The sequence below is a fragment of the Candidatus Nitrospira neuquenensis genome (genome assembly GCF_979578155.1).
The window spans coordinates 76,420-95,325 of record NZ_CEFZDU010000039.1; the positions used below are offsets into that span (position 1 = coordinate 76,420).

Annotated in this window: 19 protein-coding genes; 3 read left to right on the forward strand and 16 right to left on the reverse strand. The window is 69.0% G+C overall.

From position 1 onward, the window contains the following. Positions 1–280 precede the first annotated feature (280 nt). The 4 genes from tatA (AC1U7O_RS17295) to AC1U7O_RS17310 all read right to left on the reverse strand — a co-directional run bounded on the left by tatA (AC1U7O_RS17295) (position 281) and on the right by AC1U7O_RS17310 (position 3,106). Complete coding sequence (gene tatA, locus AC1U7O_RS17295) at positions 281–571, reverse strand: twin-arginine translocase TatA/TatE family subunit (protein ID WP_479896145.1); 291 nt, start codon at positions 569–571, stop codon at positions 281–283. A 146-nt stretch (positions 572–717) separates the two neighbouring features. Continuing rightward, on the reverse strand, positions 718–996 hold the full coding sequence (gene tatA, locus AC1U7O_RS17300; protein WP_479896146.1) for a twin-arginine translocase TatA/TatE family subunit: 279 nt from the start codon (positions 994–996) through the stop codon (positions 718–720). A 20-nt stretch (positions 997–1,016) separates the two neighbouring features. Then, entirely contained in the window at positions 1,017–1,367 is a 351-nt protein-coding gene (locus tag AC1U7O_RS17305) for a hypothetical protein (RefSeq protein ID WP_479896147.1), read from the reverse strand. Positions 1,368–1,597: 230 nt separating this feature from the next. Further along, positions 1,598–3,106 (reverse strand): SAM-dependent methyltransferase, encoded by a 1,509-nt coding sequence (locus AC1U7O_RS17310; protein ID WP_479896148.1) that lies wholly within the window; start codon positions 3,104–3,106, stop codon positions 1,598–1,600. 248 nt (positions 3,107–3,354) lie between these two features. On the opposite strand from AC1U7O_RS17310, the gene AC1U7O_RS17315 reads away from it, so the two are divergent. The 3 genes from AC1U7O_RS17315 to AC1U7O_RS17325 are packed head-to-tail and all read left to right on the forward strand — an operon-like array spanning position 3,355 to position 6,300. Then, entirely contained in the window at positions 3,355–4,116 is a 762-nt protein-coding gene (locus AC1U7O_RS17315) for a glycosyltransferase family 2 protein (protein ID WP_479896149.1), read from the forward strand. Between the two features lie 19 nt (positions 4,117–4,135). Continuing rightward, positions 4,136–4,441: a lipid-A-disaccharide synthase N-terminal domain-containing protein gene (locus tag AC1U7O_RS17320; protein ID WP_479896150.1), complete on the forward strand. Its 306-nt coding sequence runs from the start codon at positions 4,136–4,138 to the stop codon at positions 4,439–4,441. Between the two features lie 2 nt (positions 4,442–4,443). Next, positions 4,444–6,300, forward strand: coding sequence for an ArnT family glycosyltransferase (locus tag AC1U7O_RS17325; protein ID WP_479896151.1), 1,857 nt, complete (start codon positions 4,444–4,446; stop codon positions 6,298–6,300). A 24-nt stretch (positions 6,301–6,324) separates the two neighbouring features. On the opposite strand, the gene AC1U7O_RS17330 is transcribed toward AC1U7O_RS17325, so the two are convergent. From AC1U7O_RS17330 to AC1U7O_RS17385, 12 genes are all read right to left on the reverse strand, one after another. Further along, the gene (locus AC1U7O_RS17330) at positions 6,325–6,570 is read right to left on the reverse strand and encodes a YkvA family protein (protein WP_479896152.1); all 246 of its coding nucleotides are present in this window, start codon (positions 6,568–6,570) and stop codon (positions 6,325–6,327) included. A 73-nt stretch (positions 6,571–6,643) separates the two neighbouring features. Further along, on the reverse strand, positions 6,644–9,775 hold the full coding sequence (locus AC1U7O_RS17335) for an efflux RND transporter permease subunit (protein ID WP_479896153.1): 3,132 nt from the start codon (positions 9,773–9,775) through the stop codon (positions 6,644–6,646). Between the two features lies 1 nt (position 9,776). Then, positions 9,777–10,907, reverse strand: a complete 1,131-nt coding sequence (locus AC1U7O_RS17340; protein WP_479896154.1) for an efflux RND transporter periplasmic adaptor subunit — start codon at positions 10,905–10,907, stop codon at positions 9,777–9,779. An 80-nt stretch (positions 10,908–10,987) separates the two neighbouring features. After that, a complete protein-coding gene (locus AC1U7O_RS17345) occupies positions 10,988–12,223 on the reverse strand; it encodes a TolC family protein (protein WP_479896155.1) in 1,236 nt (411 codons plus the stop codon). A gap of 760 nt (positions 12,224–12,983) precedes the next feature. After that, positions 12,984–13,997 (reverse strand): hypothetical protein, encoded by a 1,014-nt coding sequence (locus tag AC1U7O_RS17350; RefSeq protein ID WP_479896156.1) that lies wholly within the window; start codon positions 13,995–13,997, stop codon positions 12,984–12,986. A 190-nt stretch (positions 13,998–14,187) separates the two neighbouring features. After that, positions 14,188–14,529 carry a hypothetical protein gene (locus tag AC1U7O_RS17355; protein WP_479896157.1) on the reverse strand — a complete coding sequence of 114 codons (342 nt, stop codon included), beginning with the start codon at positions 14,527–14,529 and terminating at the stop codon, positions 14,188–14,190. A 12-nt stretch (positions 14,530–14,541) separates the two neighbouring features. Next, entirely contained in the window at positions 14,542–14,886 is a 345-nt protein-coding gene (locus AC1U7O_RS17360; RefSeq protein ID WP_479896158.1) for a hypothetical protein, read from the reverse strand. Between the two features lie 308 nt (positions 14,887–15,194). Then, entirely contained in the window at positions 15,195–15,605 is a 411-nt protein-coding gene (locus AC1U7O_RS17365) for a hypothetical protein (RefSeq protein ID WP_479896159.1), read from the reverse strand. 21 nt (positions 15,606–15,626) lie between these two features. Beyond that, positions 15,627–16,406, reverse strand: a complete 780-nt coding sequence (locus AC1U7O_RS17370) for a hypothetical protein (RefSeq protein WP_479896160.1) — start codon at positions 16,404–16,406, stop codon at positions 15,627–15,629. Positions 16,407–16,818: 412 nt separating this feature from the next. Next, positions 16,819–17,256 carry a universal stress protein gene (locus AC1U7O_RS17375; RefSeq protein WP_479896161.1) on the reverse strand — a complete coding sequence of 146 codons (438 nt, stop codon included), beginning with the start codon at positions 17,254–17,256 and terminating at the stop codon, positions 16,819–16,821. After that, positions 17,253–17,675 carry a universal stress protein gene (locus AC1U7O_RS17380; protein WP_479896162.1) on the reverse strand — a complete coding sequence of 141 codons (423 nt, stop codon included), beginning with the start codon at positions 17,673–17,675 and terminating at the stop codon, positions 17,253–17,255. Before AC1U7O_RS17380 ends, AC1U7O_RS17375 begins: the two co-directional genes overlap by 4 nt. Next, entirely contained in the window at positions 17,665–18,897 is a 1,233-nt protein-coding gene (locus AC1U7O_RS17385; RefSeq protein ID WP_479896163.1) for a cation:proton antiporter, read from the reverse strand. The genes AC1U7O_RS17380 and AC1U7O_RS17385 overlap by 11 nt, the downstream gene beginning before the upstream one ends. Positions 18,898–18,906: the final 9 nt, after the last annotated feature.

Below are 18,906 nucleotides of genomic sequence, written 5' to 3' on the forward strand. Positions count from 1 at the left end.
GTCCGGACAGGACCCGTTGTGCCGACGGATCCTCCGACAACGTCTGCTCTTCGGGCAGGCTGCGCGAACGGGTCCCCCATCTGCCGGACCACACCCCCGCGTCACCCGCCGTTCTGGCTTCACCCCCCTTCAAGGGTGTCGATTTCCGTCATTCCGGCGTAAGGTCGTCACCCGGACACCTGTAATCCGGGGGCCGGAATCCAGGGCCCCCGATGGACCCCGGCCTTCGCCGGGGCGACGGATCAGGGGGGCTCCCTTCCGTCATTCCGACGCAAGGTCGTCAACCGCCGGCCTTGGGCTCTCCGGATTGCCGAGGGTTCACCGTGATCTTGTCGATCTCGTCTTCCGCTTCCTTCATCGAGGCCTGGAGGTCCTGCTCGACCATCTTCACTTCCTGCTGGATCAGGGTGATCTCGGGCTCGACCGTGCTCCGAAGATCGTCCGCCGTCTCCTTCAGCCCCTTGACCGCCTTGCCGACCTGCCGCCCGATCTCCGGCAACTGCTTGGGCCCGAAGAGCAGGAAGGCGATGATCAGGATGATCAGGATCTCGCCGGCGCCCAACCCGAACATGACGTACAACCTGTGATGCGGGCCGCGGCCATCGGCGTTGAGTGCTGCATCGGGAGTCGTGCGTTACACGTACCTTCGCGCGCGCAACACGTCACGCTCGGCCCCCCGACTCAAGAACCCGTCGCCACCCCTTCGTTATCCCGGCGTTATCCCTGCCGCGGCGGCTCGGGCTGCGGCTGGCTCGGCTGGGCCTGCCCCTGCGCCGAGGCGGCGGTCTGCGCCGGAGGGAGCGACTGGGCCGGCGGCGCCGCGTCGGCCTGGGACGGCGTGACGTCCACCGCATCCGGCTCGTTCACCGACTTCTTGAACCCCTTGATCGCCTTGCCGAGCCCCTCGCCGAGCTGGGGGATCTTGCCGGCCCCGAAGATAATGAGGACGATGATCAAGATCAGCAGCAGTTCCATCCAGCCGAAGGAGCCGAACATGTCTACCTCTTCGCGATCGGCTAGGAGATTCCCGACATCTCCGCCGTGTCGTTCCGCCGAAGCTCGGCCTCCTGCTCCTGCAGGTACTTCTCGGTCAACAGGCGGAACTGCGTCCTCGGGTCGGGTTCGCCCTCCGCGCCCCCACGCCTCGACTCGACGTACGGGAGGCCGGCTTCAAACTGATCGAGGGCGCAGGCGAGGAGGTCGCCGATGATGTCGGTGCGGGTCTTCTTGGGATACATCTCGCACAAGGCCGCAATCCTTGCCGCAACATGGATCGGAAGCCGGATGGAATATTGCTTGACCGTGAGCCTGGCGTTCTCGCCCGAGTCCCAGAACTTCAACAGGTCTTCCGGTCTCATGGCAGCCATAACACCTCAGAGGCCCCTACGGGGGGCGGAGCCTAAAACTTCCTCCCACTTTTGTCAAGTTTTAATTTGCACTTCCAAACATTTCCGTTGTCCTGCCGTCAAGTTTCCATAAACATTCATCGCTGATCGACCGCCCGCTCGCCGGGGATGATCCGTCGCGGGACGGGAGGGGGAGCCGGGAAACGGTCGTGGCGCCGGGGGACAGGTGTCAGACCGTCGGAGGCCGGTGGTCAGGCTTGCAGGAAGCAATGGTAGTAGTCGACCGGTTGCGGCGGGGCCGCCAGGGCGAACCGAACGGCTTCCCGTTCGTACCCCAGCTCCTCGAGCCGGTCCATCGCGGCGGACAGCTCCTCTTCGGCGAGGTAGGCCACCGTATCCGGAACACCCGCCGGGTCCAGCCCGGCCGCCAGGCGTTCCATGGCCTCCCGCTCCGAGGCCGGCAGCTCGGACGGCAGCGGGTACTCCACGCGACGCGGGTAGGGGCTCCGGCAGACCCCCTTAAGCGCGTGCATCGTCCGGAGGATCAACCGGTCCTGCTCCCAGCCCGAGAGCGAGCCGGAGGAGGGATGCATGGCCAGGAGGTCCATGAGGCCGATGACGTTCGTCCCCAGGCTCCGCCCGACGAACTCCCGCTGCGCCTCGATGGTCACGGCCTTGATCCCCACGTGCTTGGCGACCGCCTCGATCAGGGCCAGGTTCAGCAGGAAGCTGTACTGCCCGCCGACCTGGCTGTAACAGGGTTTCTCGGCGTCGTTCAGGAGCGCCAAGTCGTCGGTCCCCGCGTCGAAGCTGCTGAAGCCGACCGCCCCCGGCCTCAGAAGCCGCTTGGCCTCCTTGACGGTGGCGAAGGCGCCCAGGTTGACCGGGACCAGCACCCGCTCGTCGATCCGTTTCAGGAAGTCCGTGATCGTCTTCCGGTAGGGCACGTCCTTCCATTCGACCTTGTGGTACTCCCGCTCCCAGACCAGGTCCTCCAGGATGCCGGGGTACCGCCCGAGGACGCCGAGGTCTTCCTCCGTGAAGGCCCGGACGAAGTCGGTCCAGTCGGCGACCGTCGCGTATCGCGCGGCGCTCAGGTTGGGCCGCAGGTGTTCTTCCTCGATCTCGCCGTCTTTGCGGGACAGCAGCTTGGTCGGCAGCTCGCTCCAGAGCTCGTTGCAGACGATCCGGTCGGCGACGGCGTCCTTGACGGCGCCGAGCGCCCGGACATCCGCGCAGAGGGCCGACACCCGCCCGCGGTGGGCGGTCAGGTCCGGATGGGCGAGGGCCGCCTTGAGCGCGGAGGGCCGGCGGTCCACGAGGAGGTAGCGGACGCGGGGATAGACGGTCCCCGCCTTGTCCAGCGTCTGCAGATGACCGAGGAAACAGGCGGCGAGGTTCCCGTTGCCGGGCCCCCACTCCATGACGAGCAGGGACGACGGGGGGACGGGCGGAGGGGCAGACGCGGGGCCCCCCGCCTCTGCCCCTCCCCGCGCCTCCGCGTCGGTCTGCCGGCGTCCGTCGGCCTGCGCCCGCTCGCGGGCGACGACGGCCTCGTAGTAGTGGGCCGCCAGGGCGTGGGCCAGCCGGTAGTCGGCGGCGGCGAAGGTCCGGTACGCGCCCTGGCCCTCCCCGCCCCTGAGGCCGCAGGCGAGTCGGTTGACGTGCTCCTGCCACCGGTCGAGCGGCTGGAATTCCCCCAGCGGCTGGGGGAGGGCGTCGGGGTTCGCGCTGGTCTGGTCGGGTGCGGCCGTGGCCATGGTCGTGGGCGTGAGCCGGTGTCGTCTGCTCGCGATCGTCTCGGGCGGGAACCGCCTCCCGCTCCGCCGGCGCCCGCCGAGCCGGCGGGGAGCGGATTCTAACAGGACGGCCCGGGGTCTGCAACCGGCGCGCCGCGTTGTGCCCCGGCGACCATCGCCCGCGATCGCGGGTGCCGCCGTTTGACCCACGGGGATGGATTCGGTAGAATGCCGCGCGCGTACAAGCCCGGCAGGGAGCCCCGCCCGTCATGACGTCCTCCCGTCCGTGGGTGTCGGTGGTGATCCCGATCAAGGACGAACGGGAGAACCTGGCCCCGCTCACCGAACAGTTGCTGAAGGTCCTGGGCGACCGGGAAGAGACCCGGAGCGCGGCCTTCGAGGTCCTCTACGTGGACGACGGGAGCACGGACGGCAGCGGGCCCTTCTTGGACACCCTCGCCGCGCAACATCCGGAGGTCAGGGTCCTGCACTTCGACCGGAACTACGGGCAGACGTCGGCCTTCGACGCGGGCTTCCGCCACGCGCGGGGGGAGCTCGTGGCCACCCTCGACGGGGACCTGCAGTTCGACCCGGCCGACATCCCGAAGCTGTTGCCCCTGGCGACCCAATACGACCTGGTCTGCGGCTGGCGGAAGGATCGCCACGACAGCCTCGTCCGCAAGCTGTCGTCGCGGGTCGCCTACCTGGTCCGGAGCGCGGTGACCGGCGACCGCATCCACGACACCGGCTGCTCGCTGAAGGTGTTCCGGCGCGCCGTGGTCGAACGGCTGCAACTGTTCGAGGGGCTGCATCGGTTCTTCCCGGCGCTCGCCCAGATGCACGGGTTCACGGTGGCCGAGGTGCCGGTCCGGCACTACCCGCGCGTGCACGGCCGCTCGAAGTACGGCATCGGCAACCGGCTCTTTCGGAGCCTCTACGACCTGATCGCCGTGCGGTGGATGCAGAGCCGGGTCCTCCGCTATCGGCTCCGCTCCGGCTCCGAGTCCGACGTCCCCCGCCCCACCCCCTAGCCCGGATGCCTCGTCCATCATGATGCCGTCGAACACGACCGACGCGGTGTGGCTCGCGATCGGCTTGCTCGGCCAGACGCTCTTCTTCATGCGCTGGGTCGTCCAGTGGTTCGTCTCCGAGCGCAGCGCCGAGAGCCGCGTGCCGGTCGCCTTCTGGTACTTCAGCCTGGTCGGCGGACTGATCACCCTGGCCTACGCCGTCTACCGGCAGGACCCGGTCTTCATCCTCGGGCAGGCGGTCGGCTCGGTCATCTACGTCCGCAACCTCATGCTGATCTCCCGCTCGGCCCGCGCCGCGCAGGACTCGGCGTCCCCCGGCGGGTGACGGTGCGGGAACCGGGCGACGGGCAGACGCGGCGACGGGGAGAGGGGGAGAGCCCCGCGCCCCCGCGCCCCCCCCTCCCCCCCTCGACCGACTCCGCCGCCGCACGGCTTTCCCCCGTACTCCTGCTGGCGCTCGCCGGCCTCCTGTTGCTGCTGGGGCTGGGCAGCCTCGGCCTCACCGACCGCGACGAGGGCAGCAACGCGGAGGCCGCGCGCGAGATGGTCGAGACCGGCGACTGGATCACGCCGACGCTCAACTACGAGCCGCGCTTCGCCAAGCCCGTCTTCCTCTACTGGCTGATCGGCGGCGCCTACACGCTCTTCGGCGTCAGCGAGTTCACCGCCCGGCTGCCCTCGGCGCTTTTCGGCATCGCCCTCATCGCCCTGCAGTACCTGTTCCTCAAGCGCGTGGGCGGGCCGCTGCTCGCGCTGCTCGGCGGGCTGATGCTGCTGCTCAACATCGAGGTCCTCGCCGTCGGCCGGATGGTGCTCACCGACAGCGTCCTCGTCTTCTTCACCACGCTGGCGATCTACGGGTTCTGGTCGGGCCTGCACGGCTCGCCGGGGCTCCCCGCGGGCGGCGAGGGGCCGGCGCGCCACGGCATCTGGCTGTTCTACGTCGGCATGGCCCTGGGCACCCTGACGAAGGGGCCGATCGGGTTCCTGGTCCCCCTGCTCGCCGTGGTCCCCTACCTCACCGTGACCGGCCGGTGGCGCCTGTTTTGGGAGCGCGGGCGGCCCCTGGCGGGGCTGCTGCTCTTCGCCGCCCTGGCCGTCCCGTGGTACGCCGCGATGCTCGCGATCCACGGGGCGCGCTACACCCAGTCGGCGCGGGCGGACACGGTCGGCCGGTTCCTGAACGTCATCGGAGGCCACGGCGGGACGGTCTTCTTCTACGTCCCCGTCCTCCTGTTCGGCTTCTTTCCCTGGAGCGGCTTCCTGGCGGTGTCGCTCTCCCGGACCGCCAAGGGCTGGCGTGCCGCGCGGGGCGCGGTGGCGGAGGGGCCGGCCCGGCCGCCGGCGCCCCGCGAGCTGGAGCTGTTCGCGGCGCTCTGGCTGGCGAGCGGGTTCATCTTTTTCAGCCTGTCGGCGACCAGGCTGCCCCATTACATCGCCCCGCTCTTTCCGGCCGCCGCCCTGCTCGCCGCCGCCTACTGGAAGGACTGTCTCGCCGATCCCGCGACGCCCGGCCTGCGCGCGGCGCTGCGGACGATGATGGGATTGGGGTACCTGCTGGGCCTGGCGCTCGCGGCCACGCCGTCCCTGTACGGCACCTTCGTGGATCAGATCGCGCGCGAATTCCCCGCGGCCGCCCGGGTGGACCCGGGCTGGAGCCCCGTCGCCGCCGGGTTGGTCCTGGTGGTCGGCATGGGGCTGGCGGGGTACTTCAGCCTCTCCGAGTCCAGGCGCGCGGGCCTCTTCTGGATCGCCGGCGCCGCGATGACGGCGGTCGCGCTGATCGCGATCCTGGTGAGCCTGCCGCGCTTCAGCCGTTACTTCGTCTCACCGGCTCAGGAGCTGGCCTACATCGCGGGCCTCAACCTCGGGCCGGATGACCGGCTCATCGCCTACGGACGGCCTCGGCCGTCGCTGTTGTTCTACGCCAAGCGGAAGATCATCGTCGTCAAGCCGGGGGAAGAGGAGCAGATGCGCCCGCACCTGCGCGGGCCGGGGCGGACGATGATCCTGCTCCAGTCCCGGATGCGGGACCGCCTGCCGGAGGAGGCGACGGGCTACGCGCCGATCCTGGAACGGGGCGGCTACGCCCTGCTCGCCAGCGAGCCGATGGTCAAGGGCCTGCCGGCCGGCCCGCCCGCGGGTCCGCCGGGCCCGCCGCTCGGCATCCCGGGCCATCGCTGAGTCGTCAAGCCCGCCGACGGTCTTTCACCGCCCCGGAATCCGCGATGCCTCCGAGGCCCGACGCCGACGCTCGTCAAGGGCTTCGCCGGGGATGAGCTTGAAGGCAAGGCCCGCCACGCCCGGCACGATGAGGAGATCATCAAGATGCCCGACGAAGGGGATGACGTCGGCAATGAGATCAAAGGGCCGCATCAGATAGCCCACGGCAAGACCGAGCAAGGCCTTGGCCGGCCACGGCGTTCGAGGATGACGGGCGATGCGCCGATACATCCTCAACTCGCACCTGGCCTTGCGCCCGATCGCTTTCCACGATTCCATCATCGGGCCCGGAAGGCGACGGCGGTCATGGAAGACCGCCCGGCGGACATTCCCGCCCGCAAGCGGGAGAGTCCATCCCCGCTCGTTCCCGCGTCCTTCGCTCGGCCCAATCATAGCAGGGAGGGACCACCAGAAGGGTCAAGGCGGTCGACGTGAGGAGTCCTCCGATGACCACCGTCGCGAGCGGACGCTGGAGCTCCGCGCCCAGGCTCGTGGCCAGCGCCATCGGCAGGAACCCGAGGCTCGCGACCATCGCCGTCATCAGGACCGGCCGCAGCCGGTCCTGGGCCCCCCGCACGACGGCGAGGTCGGTCGGGAGCCCGCTCGCTTCGAGGTCTCGGATGTGGCTCACGAGGACCACCCCGTTCAAGACCGCGATGCCGAAGAGGGCGATGAAGCCGATCGCCGCCGAGATGCTCAGCGGGAGGCCGCGGAGCCACAGGGCCAGCACGCCGCCGGACAGGGCGAGCGGGACGTTGAGGAAGATGAGGAGGGCCGGCCGGAGCCCGCCGAAGGCCACGGACAGCAGACCCAGGATGAGCATCAAGGTCACCGGCACCACCAGCGCGAGACGGCGCGCCGCCTCGCGCAGGTGCTCGTACTGGCCGCCCCACTCGATGTAGTACCCCGGCGGCAGCGTGACCGTTCGGCGCACCATCCGCTGCGCCTGTGCCACGAAGCCGCCGAGGTCCGCACCGCGGATGTTGCACTCCACGAGGATGCGCCGGGCGACGTTCTGCCGGCTGACCTGCGCCGGCCCGGCATCCAGCCGGATCGCCGCGACGCGCGAGAGGGGGACGAGTTCGCCGTGGGGCGTCGGCAGGAGGAGATCGCCCAGCGACGCCGGATCGGCCGTCGCCGCCTCCGCCAGCCGAACCACGAGGTCGAACCGGCGCGTCCCTTGCAGCACGGTCCCGACGACGTGCCCGACACGGGCGACCTCCACGAGGGCGAGCACGTCGGCGGCCGTCAGCCCGTAGCGGGCGATCTGCTCGCGGTCGACGACGACCCGCAGCAACGGCAGGCCGGCGATCTGCTCGACTTTGACGTCCGCGGCGCCCGGAACCCGTTCCAGGGCCACGGCGACCCGCTCGGCCGTCTGCGTGAGCAGGTCAAGATCTTCCCCGAAGATCTTGATCGCCAGGTCGGAGCGCGAGCCGGCGATCAGCTCGTTGAACCGCATCTCGATCGGCTGGGTGAACCCCAGGCCGATGCCGGGCACCTCCCCGTCGAGGGCCGCCTTCATGCCGGCGATCAAGGCCTCCCGGGAATGGGCGGTGATCCATTGCCGCCGGGGCTTCAGGATGACGAAGACATCGGACATCTCGATGCCCATGACGTCCGTGGCCACTTCGGGGCTGCCCGTGCGGGTGACGACGCGATCCACCTCCGGAAACCGGCGGAGCACCCGCTCGATCTCGAGGGAAGTCGCGACCGATTCGCTCAATGAGACACTGGGAAGCCGCCAGACCTGGATCGCGAGATCTCCCTCCTCCAAGCGGGGGATGAACTCGACCCCCATCGTCGCGGCCAGGCCCAGGCTTGCGGCGAACAGGACCGCCGCCGGCGTCACGACGCGGACGGGATGGCCGATCGCCCACCGAAGCGCGGGGACGTAGGCGCGCCGGACCAGCCGAAGCAGGCGGGTCTCCGTCCCGCCCGGCTCGGCCCGGCCGAACCAATAGGCGAGGAGGGGGATGACCGTCACCGCGAGCACCAACGAGCCGGTCAGGGCCAGGATGACCGTGACCGCCATGGGCCGGAACATTTTGCCCTCGATGCCGGTCAGCAGGAGCACGGGGACATAGACCAGCACGATGATGCCCACGGCGAAGGTCACGGGACGCAGGACCTGCCGGCCCGCATCCGCGACCACGGCCAGCCGCTCGGCCGGCCCGGCCCGACCGGGCTCGGCGAGGCGTCGGAGGATGTTGTCCACCATCACAACCGAGCCGTCCACCAGCAACCCGAAGTCGATCGCCCCGAGGCTCATGAGGTTGCCCGACAGCCCCGCCTGGACCATGCCGGTGAAGGCGAGGAGCATGGAGAGGGGAATGGCCGAGGCCACGATCAGGCCGGCCCGAAGGTCGCCGAGGAAAAGGAACAACACCGCCACGACCAGCAGCCCGCCCTCCAGGAGATTGGCCCGGACCGTGCCGATGACCTGCGAGACGAACCGGCTCCGGTCGTAGTAGGGCTCGATCGTCACGCCGGGCGGCAGGGCCGCCTGGATCTGGCGGACGCGGTCCTTGACGCGAGCCACCACCTCCTGCGCGTTCTCGCCCGCCAGCATCTGGACCAGGCCGATCACCGTTTCCCCCTCGCCCATGGCCGTCGCCGCGCCGATGCGGAGCGCAGGGCCTTCGCGGACCTCCGCGACGTCGCGGATCAGGACGGGCACGCCCCCGGCGCCGTGGGTGACGACGATCCCGGCGAGGTCCGCCTCTCCCGTCGCGAGGGCTTCGCCGCGGATCAGCACCTGCTCCCGTTGCCGCTCGATGTACCCCCCGCCCGCGAGGGCGTTGTTGCGCGCCAGGGCCTCGAAGACGTGGCCGATCGAGAGCCGGTAGGCGAGCAGCTTGGCGGGGTCCACCACCACCTGGTACTGCTTGGCTTCGCCGCCCCAGATGTTGACCTCGACCACGCCCGGCACGGCCCTGAGGCGAGGGCCGATGTCCCATTCCAGGATGGTCCGAAGGGCCATCGCATCGTATCCGCGGCCGCGCAGCGTGAAATGATAGACCTCGCCCAGGCCGGTCGTGAGCGGCCCCATCAGCGGCCGGCCGTATGCGGCGGGAATCCGCTCCATCGCCCGGACCAGTCGCTCGTTCACGAGCTGCCGCGCCCGATGAACCTCAACGTGGTCCTCGAAAATGGCGGTGACGGCGGACAGCCCGTAACGGGAAACGGACCGCAGCTCGCGCAGGCCGGGGAGGCCGCTCAGGGACGCTTCGATCGGAAAGGTCACGAACTGTTCGACCTCGACGGGGCCCAACGCGGGTGCCCGCGTGAGGACCTGCACCTGCACGGGCGTCAGGTCCGGCACGGCGTCGATCGGCAGGTGGGCCATGGACCAGGCACCCGTCGCGACCGTCAGGAGCACGGCGACGAGCGTAAAGAAGCGATGCCGGAGCGAGAGGTCGAGGAGTTGCGCCACGCTACCGATCCTCGCCCGACTGGATGGTCTGTTTGAGGAATAGGGCTTTCAGGTCGAAGACCCCGTCGGTCACCACGGAGTCGCCGGCCGCGAGGCCCTCGACGATTTCCGCCCACCCTCCGCCTTCTCGCCCGACCTCGACGGGGGCAAACCCGTACCCTTCTCCGCGTTCGACGAAAACCCCTCGGACCTTTCCCACCATCGTCAACGCGGAAGTCGGAACGGCCAACGCGGCGGCGGTCGCCCGGGATAAGCCGACGTCCACGTATTCGCGGGGTTTCAGGCGGCCCTCGCGGTTGTCAACCTCAAACCGTACCCGCACGGTGCGGGTGGCTTCGTCCGCCACCGGCGCCAGGTACGTCAGGGGCGCCGTGATGGGCTCACCCCCCGTGGGAACGATCGTTCCGACATCCCCCTCCGCAAAATACCGGGCCTGCTCGATCGGCAGGCTGGCAAAGACCCAGACGCGGCTCGGGTCCACGATCTCGAACAACTCGCTTCCGGGAGCGACTCCTTGCCCCCGAACCACGTGCTGCGCCACGACGATGCCCGCGATCGGCGCCCTAAGCGTGGCGCGATGTCCCTCCGGATGGTGTTCGCGTTCGAGTTCCGCCAGTTCGGCGGCGGTCAATCCCATGCCGAGCAGTTTTTCACGCACGTGCTGGTAGCGCGCGTTGGTTTCCAGATGGCGCCCCCGTTCCTCGACGAACCGTCGTTCCGACACGATGTCGTCGGCCTTGAGCTTTTCGGTCCGTCGGAACCCGCTTTCAGCGACCTCCGCCTGCGCCTTGGCCACGAGATATTCCTCGACGAGTTCATCCAAGCGCAGGCTGCCGATCGCCGCCAGGGCTTGCCCGGGACGCACGCGATCGCCGAGCCGGACGTACACCCGTTCCACTTGGCCTTCGATCCGGGAGGCGATCTTCGCGACCTGGTTCGGGTCGAGCGCCACTTCCCCCGGTGCGGTGATCACCGCGGGAACCGTGCGCAGGGACACGACTTCGGTCCGGAGGCGGGCCCGGACGGCGGTGGGAACCCGTACGAGTCGGCCGCCCGCGTCCAGGACCGGCAGCGGGGGCTGCCCCGACCGGTCCGGCCCTTGGTCCCCGCATCCCGCGACGAGCAGGCTCACCCCAAGCACGATCCCGGGTCCGGCCCGCCTCAACCGCCTTCTGAACATCGCAGCCCCGCTCATGCCCGCCGGCCCCCCCTTCAGACCCTCCCGCCGACGATTCGCTCAAGACGGGCGAGGGCCACCGAAAGGTCCCGGCGTGCCTGGGCGTACTCCAGCAGGGTCTCCCGGTACACGCGCTGGGCATCCAGCACGTCCAGGAGACCGACGGCTCCCTGCCGGAAACTGGTTCGGGCGACGGTCAATGTCCGCTCCGCCTGCTTCAGCAACCCGGTCTCGAACACCTGAATCTGGGCGGTGGCGGTCCGGACCTCCTGGGCCTGTTCGACCATGGCCTGGTCCAGTTCGGTCTGGACACGCAGCCGCTCCGCCTCGGCGCGATATTTCGCGCCCAGCGCGCTTTCGATTTCCCCCTGCCGCTGGTACCAGATCGGGATGGGCACGGTCAGCCCGGCGACGAAGGATTCGTCGCCGGCTTCGCGATGGTAGGTCCCGGAGATGATCAGGTTCGGAATCCTGGACTCACGCTCGAGCTGCACGCGGTACGCAGCCTGCTCCGCTTGCCGGCTGAATCGCCGGAGGGTCGGATGTCCTGCCAGCATCCCGGCTCTGAGCTTTTCAAGGTCAAGCTCTTCCCGGAGCGAGTCAAACTCGCCTTGGACGGAAAACTGCGCGCCGAGGGTCCCGACGGTCAGCGTGTTGAGCCGAGCCCGCGCCACCGTCAACAGATTCTGAGTCCGCGTGAGATCCTTGCGGGCCTTCTGCACCTCGACCGCGGCCTTCATGGTCTCGAAGGAGGTCGCGTCACCGGCCGCCGCGCGCGCCTGCACGGTCCGCAAGACATCCTCCACGGTCGTCAGATTCTGCGCCGTCAGGGCCGCATCGGCTTGGGCGTACAGCAGCTCATAAAACGCCACCTTCACGTCGGCCAGCAGGGCAAGCCGCGCCTCATCGAGCGCGGCGCTGGCTTCAGCCAGTCCTGCATCCGCCGCCTGACGACGTGCCCGGCGCTTCTCCGGCCACTCCAGCGGCTGTTCGATCGTCACCGTTCGCTCGGTAATCGCCACGCCGGTGCTCGGGTCCCGAATGGCTCCTCGGCCGGCCGAGCCGGAAATCGCCGGGTTTGGATAGGCCCGCGCCGTCGCCTGTTGGCCGCGTCCTTGACGGACGGCTCCGCGCGCGGCCGCGATGGCGGGATGGCGTTCGAGCGCAAGAGCGATGATCTCCTCCAACGTATAGGGCTGCGGGCTTTCGCCCGCCGCGCCCGCCGCGGCCACGGTGACGAGGGCTCCCCCCACGCAGGCCAGCAGCGTCAACAACACGGACCTTGACCACAACATGTGCCCCTCCCCCCTTCCACCGACACAGCCGGCAGCCGGATGAATTGAGAGCGATCTCCCGAAAGGCCCTCTTCGCCCCCGCATCAATGGCGGATTCGGAGGCGCGAGGCTTAGAGAAGCCCCACCGGCTGCGCAGTGCCCGGCTCAGCGCGTGTGCGTGGACTGTCGTTGGATCAGAGAGAAAGGACGGGAGGAGCGCGCCCCGGTGACTCGGCACAGAGGAACAGGCTGATGGAGGAGGGACAGGCCCTCGCGAGCGCCCGCGAGGGGAGGAGCTCACCGGGGTTACGCCCTCCATCGGAAAGACGGAGATCACACGAAGCGTGCTTGGTGTGCTGCCGGTCAGGGGAAGCGGAAAGGAACGTAAACCCGATTTCGTCATGGCCCAGGCTGTGCCCGGCCTTCCCGAGGAACGAGGCGGACGCAGACTCCGTCCCTTGAGCCGTGCGCGCGACATGACGGTCGCCCTGCTCACAGTCCAGGTCCGGCGAGAAGACCGTATGAACGGTCCCGCCGTGGACATGCCCGACACTGCCGTGACGATGGTCCGCTTCAGGGTGAACGTGGACCAGCGGGACCGCGACCATCCACACGGCGGTCCAGGCCCCCAAGAGGACCGAGGTCCACGTGCGATGGGTCCGCAGGAACGAAGCTCGTCGCGGCATACTCCCTCCGGCCGATGACGCTACCACAGGCGTCGGAGCCGGTCAATCCTGCCGTGATCAGGGATGGGGGGTCACCGTGCGATCACGCGCCCGCTCCGGCTCCAATAGAAGTAGATCGAAAAGTTCGGATAGATCGCCGCGATGTCGTTCCGTCCGGCGACCGTGAAGAGGACTCCCGCGGACCCCACGATCCAGTCCGTGACCTTGTACTCGATGGTCGGCTGAATCCCGACCAACCCGAAGGCCCCCGGCTTGGTGTTGAGCTGGTGTCCGTCGAGCCGGAACGGCAGGCCGTTCAGCCCCAGCACCTCGATCGCATAGGCGAACCCCTTCGCGTCATCCAGAAAATGTTCGACGGCCAGCCGGTACTGGAAGACGTCGCCGAAGTACTGGGCGGTACCTTGATTCGAACTGGGCGGCCCGTAGGAATAGAAGAGGCCGCCGGAGATGCGGAACGGCCGCAGGTTCTTCCGAAAGAGCACGGACTCCGTGAAGACCGGCGCCCCGAAGTGTGTCGCGGGCAGACGGCCCAGCGGGGCGAAGCCGCCCGGCACGGCGGACGTGCCGGCCCAGTCGCTCGTGGGAATGCTCACGTAGAAGGCGTTCGTGAGCGTCGGCCACCAGTCCTCGTCCTGCTGCACGTTGAACCGGTACTTCAGAAAGGCGGTCGTGTCCCCCAATCCGTTCCCGCTCCGCGCCGCGGCGCCGCTGCCGGACGACTGCCACCATGACACTTCCGAGACGTACATCTCGAATTCGACCGAATCGGTGATGCCGTAGGAGAACTCGACTTGCGGATTGACGGCGGAAAGTCGTTGCGGGAGCGCCCGAGCGGCGCCCGACCAGGCGTCGCCGAATTGTCCGTATCCGATCTCGCTGTACACATAGGGACGGAAGAAGTACTGCCCCTTGGGTTGAAGGTCTGCCGAACTGACCAACTGGGGACCGGCCGAAAAGGGATTCCAGATTTTTCGATACCGCGCGATCTCTTCATCGGTGACGGCGCCGGCCACGGACCCACCGGTGCCGAGCCCCCAGACGACGAGGCACAGGATAGAACGCACGAACGGGTTGAAGACGGTCATGACGGCTCTCCTGTCGGCGTCGGACGCAACGGGGAAAGCGCTGCCCGGGCCCGCACATGGATCGGGCCGAGGCAAGAGCAGCCCTGCACGGCCGTTCCCGTGCGCCGAGGACGCTTCTAACCGGTGAATGGAACGTGCCTGCGATGGGGGGCCGGCCGCCCCTTCCGCGGGGGGCCGGGCGGGGACACGATCAGAGGCGATAGACGCAGAGGGAGGGGCGGGATCGGAATGGAGATCCGGGCGGACCGACCGCGTGGCTCATCGGCGTGCCCACGTCGGTCGGCATGGACGACGCGGGAGCGACGCAGGCCGCCGTCTCGGAAGGCATCGGCCGCCCCTCGCGGGCGGCCGTCTCCGGTTTGAGCCCGGAGGCCAGCTTCGCCAGCGCTTCCATGTCCAGGTCCTGGGCACAGGGCTGGACCTTCACCAGGACCCGCAGCTCCTCGGCCAGCTCAAGGCCGCCATAGAGCAGCCAGGCCGAGAGCAGGCACAGGGCGATCGGGCAGAAGAGGGAGCTCCGTGGAGGCGCCATGAGAAGCGTCGGTCAATACACGAGGTTGTGCGGGAGCTGCTCGCGATATCTTCTGGCCATGTCATCGGCCTCGTCGGCCGCGGCCCACGTGTCCTCCGCTACCTGCAACTTCCGTCGCGCCCGGTCGGAATCACCGCCCGCCTGCCGGGTTTCCCATTCGGCTTCCCACGCAAAGGACGCGGCCAGACGGCGCAACTCCGCAGCCTGCTGGCGGTACCGCACGATGCGATCGCCGATGTCCTTGTAACTCGCCCCGCTCACCATCTCCGCCCGTTCGGGCGGGGTCGTCACGCACCCCACCACCGTCGCCCCGACGAGGACCAGGATGCTGCCGAGGAACCGTGTCTGGTGTCCCATGGCCACCCTCCTTCACGACGAGTAGAGGGAAGTCGCCCCCACAGGAACCCGACATGCAGTTTCCATTCCTCCCCGGCCCGCCCGACTCATGAACGCTTCTACTGCGATCGCCTGCCTGGGCGGACACGCCGGCAGGCGATTTCGCCACGAACTGCCGTGAATCATGCGCGCTAATCCAAGGGACCGCGGGCGATGCACCGTCTCTCCGGTCACGGACCGGAGAGGATCCGAGCGGCGTCGCACAGGCCGCACCGTGCGACGTATCGCCGATCGGTATGGGGCCGGATCAGGAGGGGGGCGTCCCGAGCCTAGTCGGTAGCCTCCACCGCCCTGTCGTACTGGCTCTTGAGCAGTTTCAGCATGGCGTCCACGCTGTCCCGCATTTCTTTGTCGAACCACTTGGAGCCGTCCGGCCGGCTCTCGACCTTGGAGATCTCACGCAGGATGTTGTCCCGCGTTTGGATCAGGTCCAGAACGATGGGCCTCGCCTCCGGCTTGCCCCTGAGCTTCTCGATGAGGGCGTCGGCCTTCTTAAGAATCTGATCCACTTGCGCCCGGTAAGACCGGGGCTCCTTGGGAAGCCCTTCGATCGTCAGGGTATCCGCGGCATGGACCAGTCCGAGGGCACCGGGCCGTTCCACGGAGCCGCCCAGCCACACCACGAGGCCGCCCACCACCGCCGCAAGCCACGCCTCCTTCCAGAGTCGCTCCCTTGTCATGCCCCCTCCTTCCAGACCACCCTACCGGCCGAGCGGCGGGGCGGCGTCCCGGGCCAACACTTCGCCGATCAACAGGTTGAGGTCCTGGTTCATCAGGTTGACGTCCGCTTCAAGCAGATCGAGCATCGCGGCCCGGGCGCGAAGCTCCTCGATGTCGTAGACTCCGCCTTCTCCGAAAAACAGCGCGACGCGCCGGCGCTCGACGTCCGACCCCGGTTCGCCCAGGCGGCCGTCCTGGCGCCAGCGGACGATGAGGGACTCGCGCAGGGAGCGGCCGGCCGGGTCCTCGCTCAACGGTCTGTTCAGGTAACGCCACACGGACGGGGGCACCAGGTCGGAGTGTTCCGGGCCCTCCCACACCTCCCGCAGGAGATTGCGTTCGTGCCGGAACTCCTGCTCCGCGCTGCCCCACACGGCCGCCAGCCCGAACCCGGTCGCCAACACGCCCCCCGAGATACCCCCCGCCGCCGCCGCGGTCGCCTGGCCGGCCAGGCTCAGGCCGCCCGACAGGATGCCCACCAGCGCGTCGCCGACGATGGCGATCAGCGTCCTGGTCCGCACCGTCTTTTCCCTCCGTTCCTGGAGCCGGTCCGCCAGTTGATCGGCCCGTTCCTCTTCGCAATCGGCTTCCGCCGCGGTCCGGGCCACGTCGAGCAAGCTGAGCACCACCAGATCCGAAAGCCGTTGGCGCGCCTGAAGCAGGCGTACCCGGGCGCCCGCGTCGTCGCGCGCGGCTTCCGCTTCCAGCGCGGGCAGGCTCGACAGCAGCTCGCGCGCGCCGATGACCTCCGCGATCGCCACGGCCTCCGGCGAAAACCCTTCGAGGCGCGGGCGGTCCGCCGTCCGGTCCCTTCGCAAGGGCGGGATCGCCGCCGCATCGGCGGACGCGCCGGGACGCGGGCGGCCGCCGGGCGGACCGCAGCTGCGCTCGACGGCGTCTACGGGCGTCGGGGCGGAAACCGACGGCGACAGACGCTCCGCACACCCGACCGTCACGCAGAGACAGACAAGGAGCCCCCACCGGCCTCCGTAAACCGGCAAGCCGCGCCCTGCCCCCCCCTGCCTCAGAGCGTCAACCCGGCCAGCCAGGCCAGAAAGGCCAGGACCACGCCCGCCACGGCGGTGAAGACCGGCTGCAGGATCCCCGCGAGGTCCGACGACTCGGTGTGGGTCATTGATCGCTCCTTTCCTCGTTCCATTCCCGGCCGGAAGTCTACTTGACGACCAAAACGGCGCAGGGAGCCAAGCGGGCCAAGCTGTGCGAGGTGCCGCCCCAGTGGTCGCCGAAGCCCCTCGAATGCCCCCGGAATCCGACGACGAGCAGGTCGAACCCGTGCTCTCGGATGAAGGTGACGAGCGTTTCCACCTCGTGCCCGATCAGCAAATGCGACTTCAAGCGGACGCCGTGGTCCATCGCGACCATCCCGGCGCGGATGCCCTGCAGACGCAGATAGTCGTCCGCGTCCGCCGAGCCCCTCGCCTCACCGCCCACGACCGTCAACGAGTGGTGCGCCACCCGCTCCCGCACGGTCACGGCGTGCAGCTCGGCCCCGGACCGGCGCGCGAGGTCACCGCCCACGCCGAGGGCCTTCATGGCGCCTTCCGACCCGTCGTTGGCGACGAGGATCTTCCTGAAGAGCGGCGCGGTCATTTCACGATCAAGACGGCGCAGTGGCTCAACCGTGCCAGGTTCTGCGACGTCCCGCCCCAGACCCGTTCAAAAATGCGCGAGTGCCCCATGAACCCGATGACGAGCAGGTCGAAGCGATGCTCCTTGGCGAACTGGACGATCGTGGCCACTTCGTGGCCCGGCAGGACATGCGAAGTCAGCCGCACGCCGGAGGCGGCCGCGGCGGACTGGGCCTCGGCCACGACTCCGCGGAAGAAATTCGCCGCCTCCTGCTTGGCCTCGACCACCTCCCCCACCGTGGCGGCGTAATGCGGCAGATGTTCCTCCACCGAGATGGAATGCAGCTCGGCCTCGTACCGTCCCGCGAGATCGACCGCGGCGCGCAACGCCTTCTTCGCCCCCTCCGAGCCGTCCAGCGCGACCAAAATCCTATGAAACATGGGAAGGGGCTCCTTCCTCCACGCCGACGACCGGTCGCGGCGGTCCGTTTCCCGGCGCGGTGGGATGCCGGTCGGTCGAGCGGCGGGCCATCCTTTCCTCCTGCGGGGTCCCGCCCGGGTCGAACCACCGCTCCGCGATCACCGTCGGCACGACCGCGCTCAAGATCACCACGGTCACCAGCACCGCATACTGCTCCTGCGTGATGAACGAGTGGCTGAGCCCGTAGAGCGCGGAGATCGTCCCGAAGGTGAGCCCCGTGGACATGAGCAGCGTCGTGTACATCGCCTCCCGGCGGCCGAACCGGAAGCCCTGTGCCAGCGGCCAGACGCCGAGGAACTTCGTGGCCATCTTCACCCCCAGGAGGACGGCGATCAGGATCGCGCCGGCGAGCACCGCCCGGAGGTCCACCAGCGCCCCGGCCTTCAGGAAATAAAAGGGCGTGAGAATGGAGAAAGCGATGACCCGGATCCGCTGGGCCAGCGTCCGATCGGCCAGGAACAGCGGCGCGAGCACCATGCCGACGAGATAGGCCGGCAGGACCGCCTCGCTCTTGGCCGCCGCCGCCAGCGCGCCCAGCGCGAAGAGGAGGACCAGGATGAACTTGGTCTCCGGCTCGCTGATCCGCGGCCCCACCGCCCGGAAGAACCACGCCGTCACCGACGGCAGCGTCCACAGGACGAGCGCCGTGACGACCGCGAACGCCAGCAGCCACCGGTCGTACTGGGCGAACAGGAGGCCGAGCGCCAGCACCGTGCCCAGGTCCGTGATGAAGCAGGCCGCGAGGATGACCTTGCCCAGTTCCGTCGCGTTGTACCCCCGCTCCACCATGACCGCGTACACCACCGCCACGGAGGTCGTCGAGAGCGCGATGCCCGCGATCTCGGCGGCGGCCAGCGACCAGCCCGCCACCCAGTAGGCATAGGCCATCGCCCCCAGGAAGGGTGCGAAGAAGGACGCAAGCCCGATGCTCAGCGTTTCCTTCCATTTGTCCTTGAGCACGTCGAGGTCGATCTCGGCCCCGGCCAGGAAGGTCAGCAGCACGCTCCCCATGGCGGCCAGGACATGCACCCACTCGGCCGGCTGCAGGTTGAACGCATTCCCTCCGGCGACGCCCACGCAGATCTCGACCAGGGCCACGGAGACGCCGATCCGGACCGACACGACCGCGGCGAGCAGCGCCATCCCGACCCAGACCGCGGCGACCACCCACGTGCTTTCCATCTCCACTCC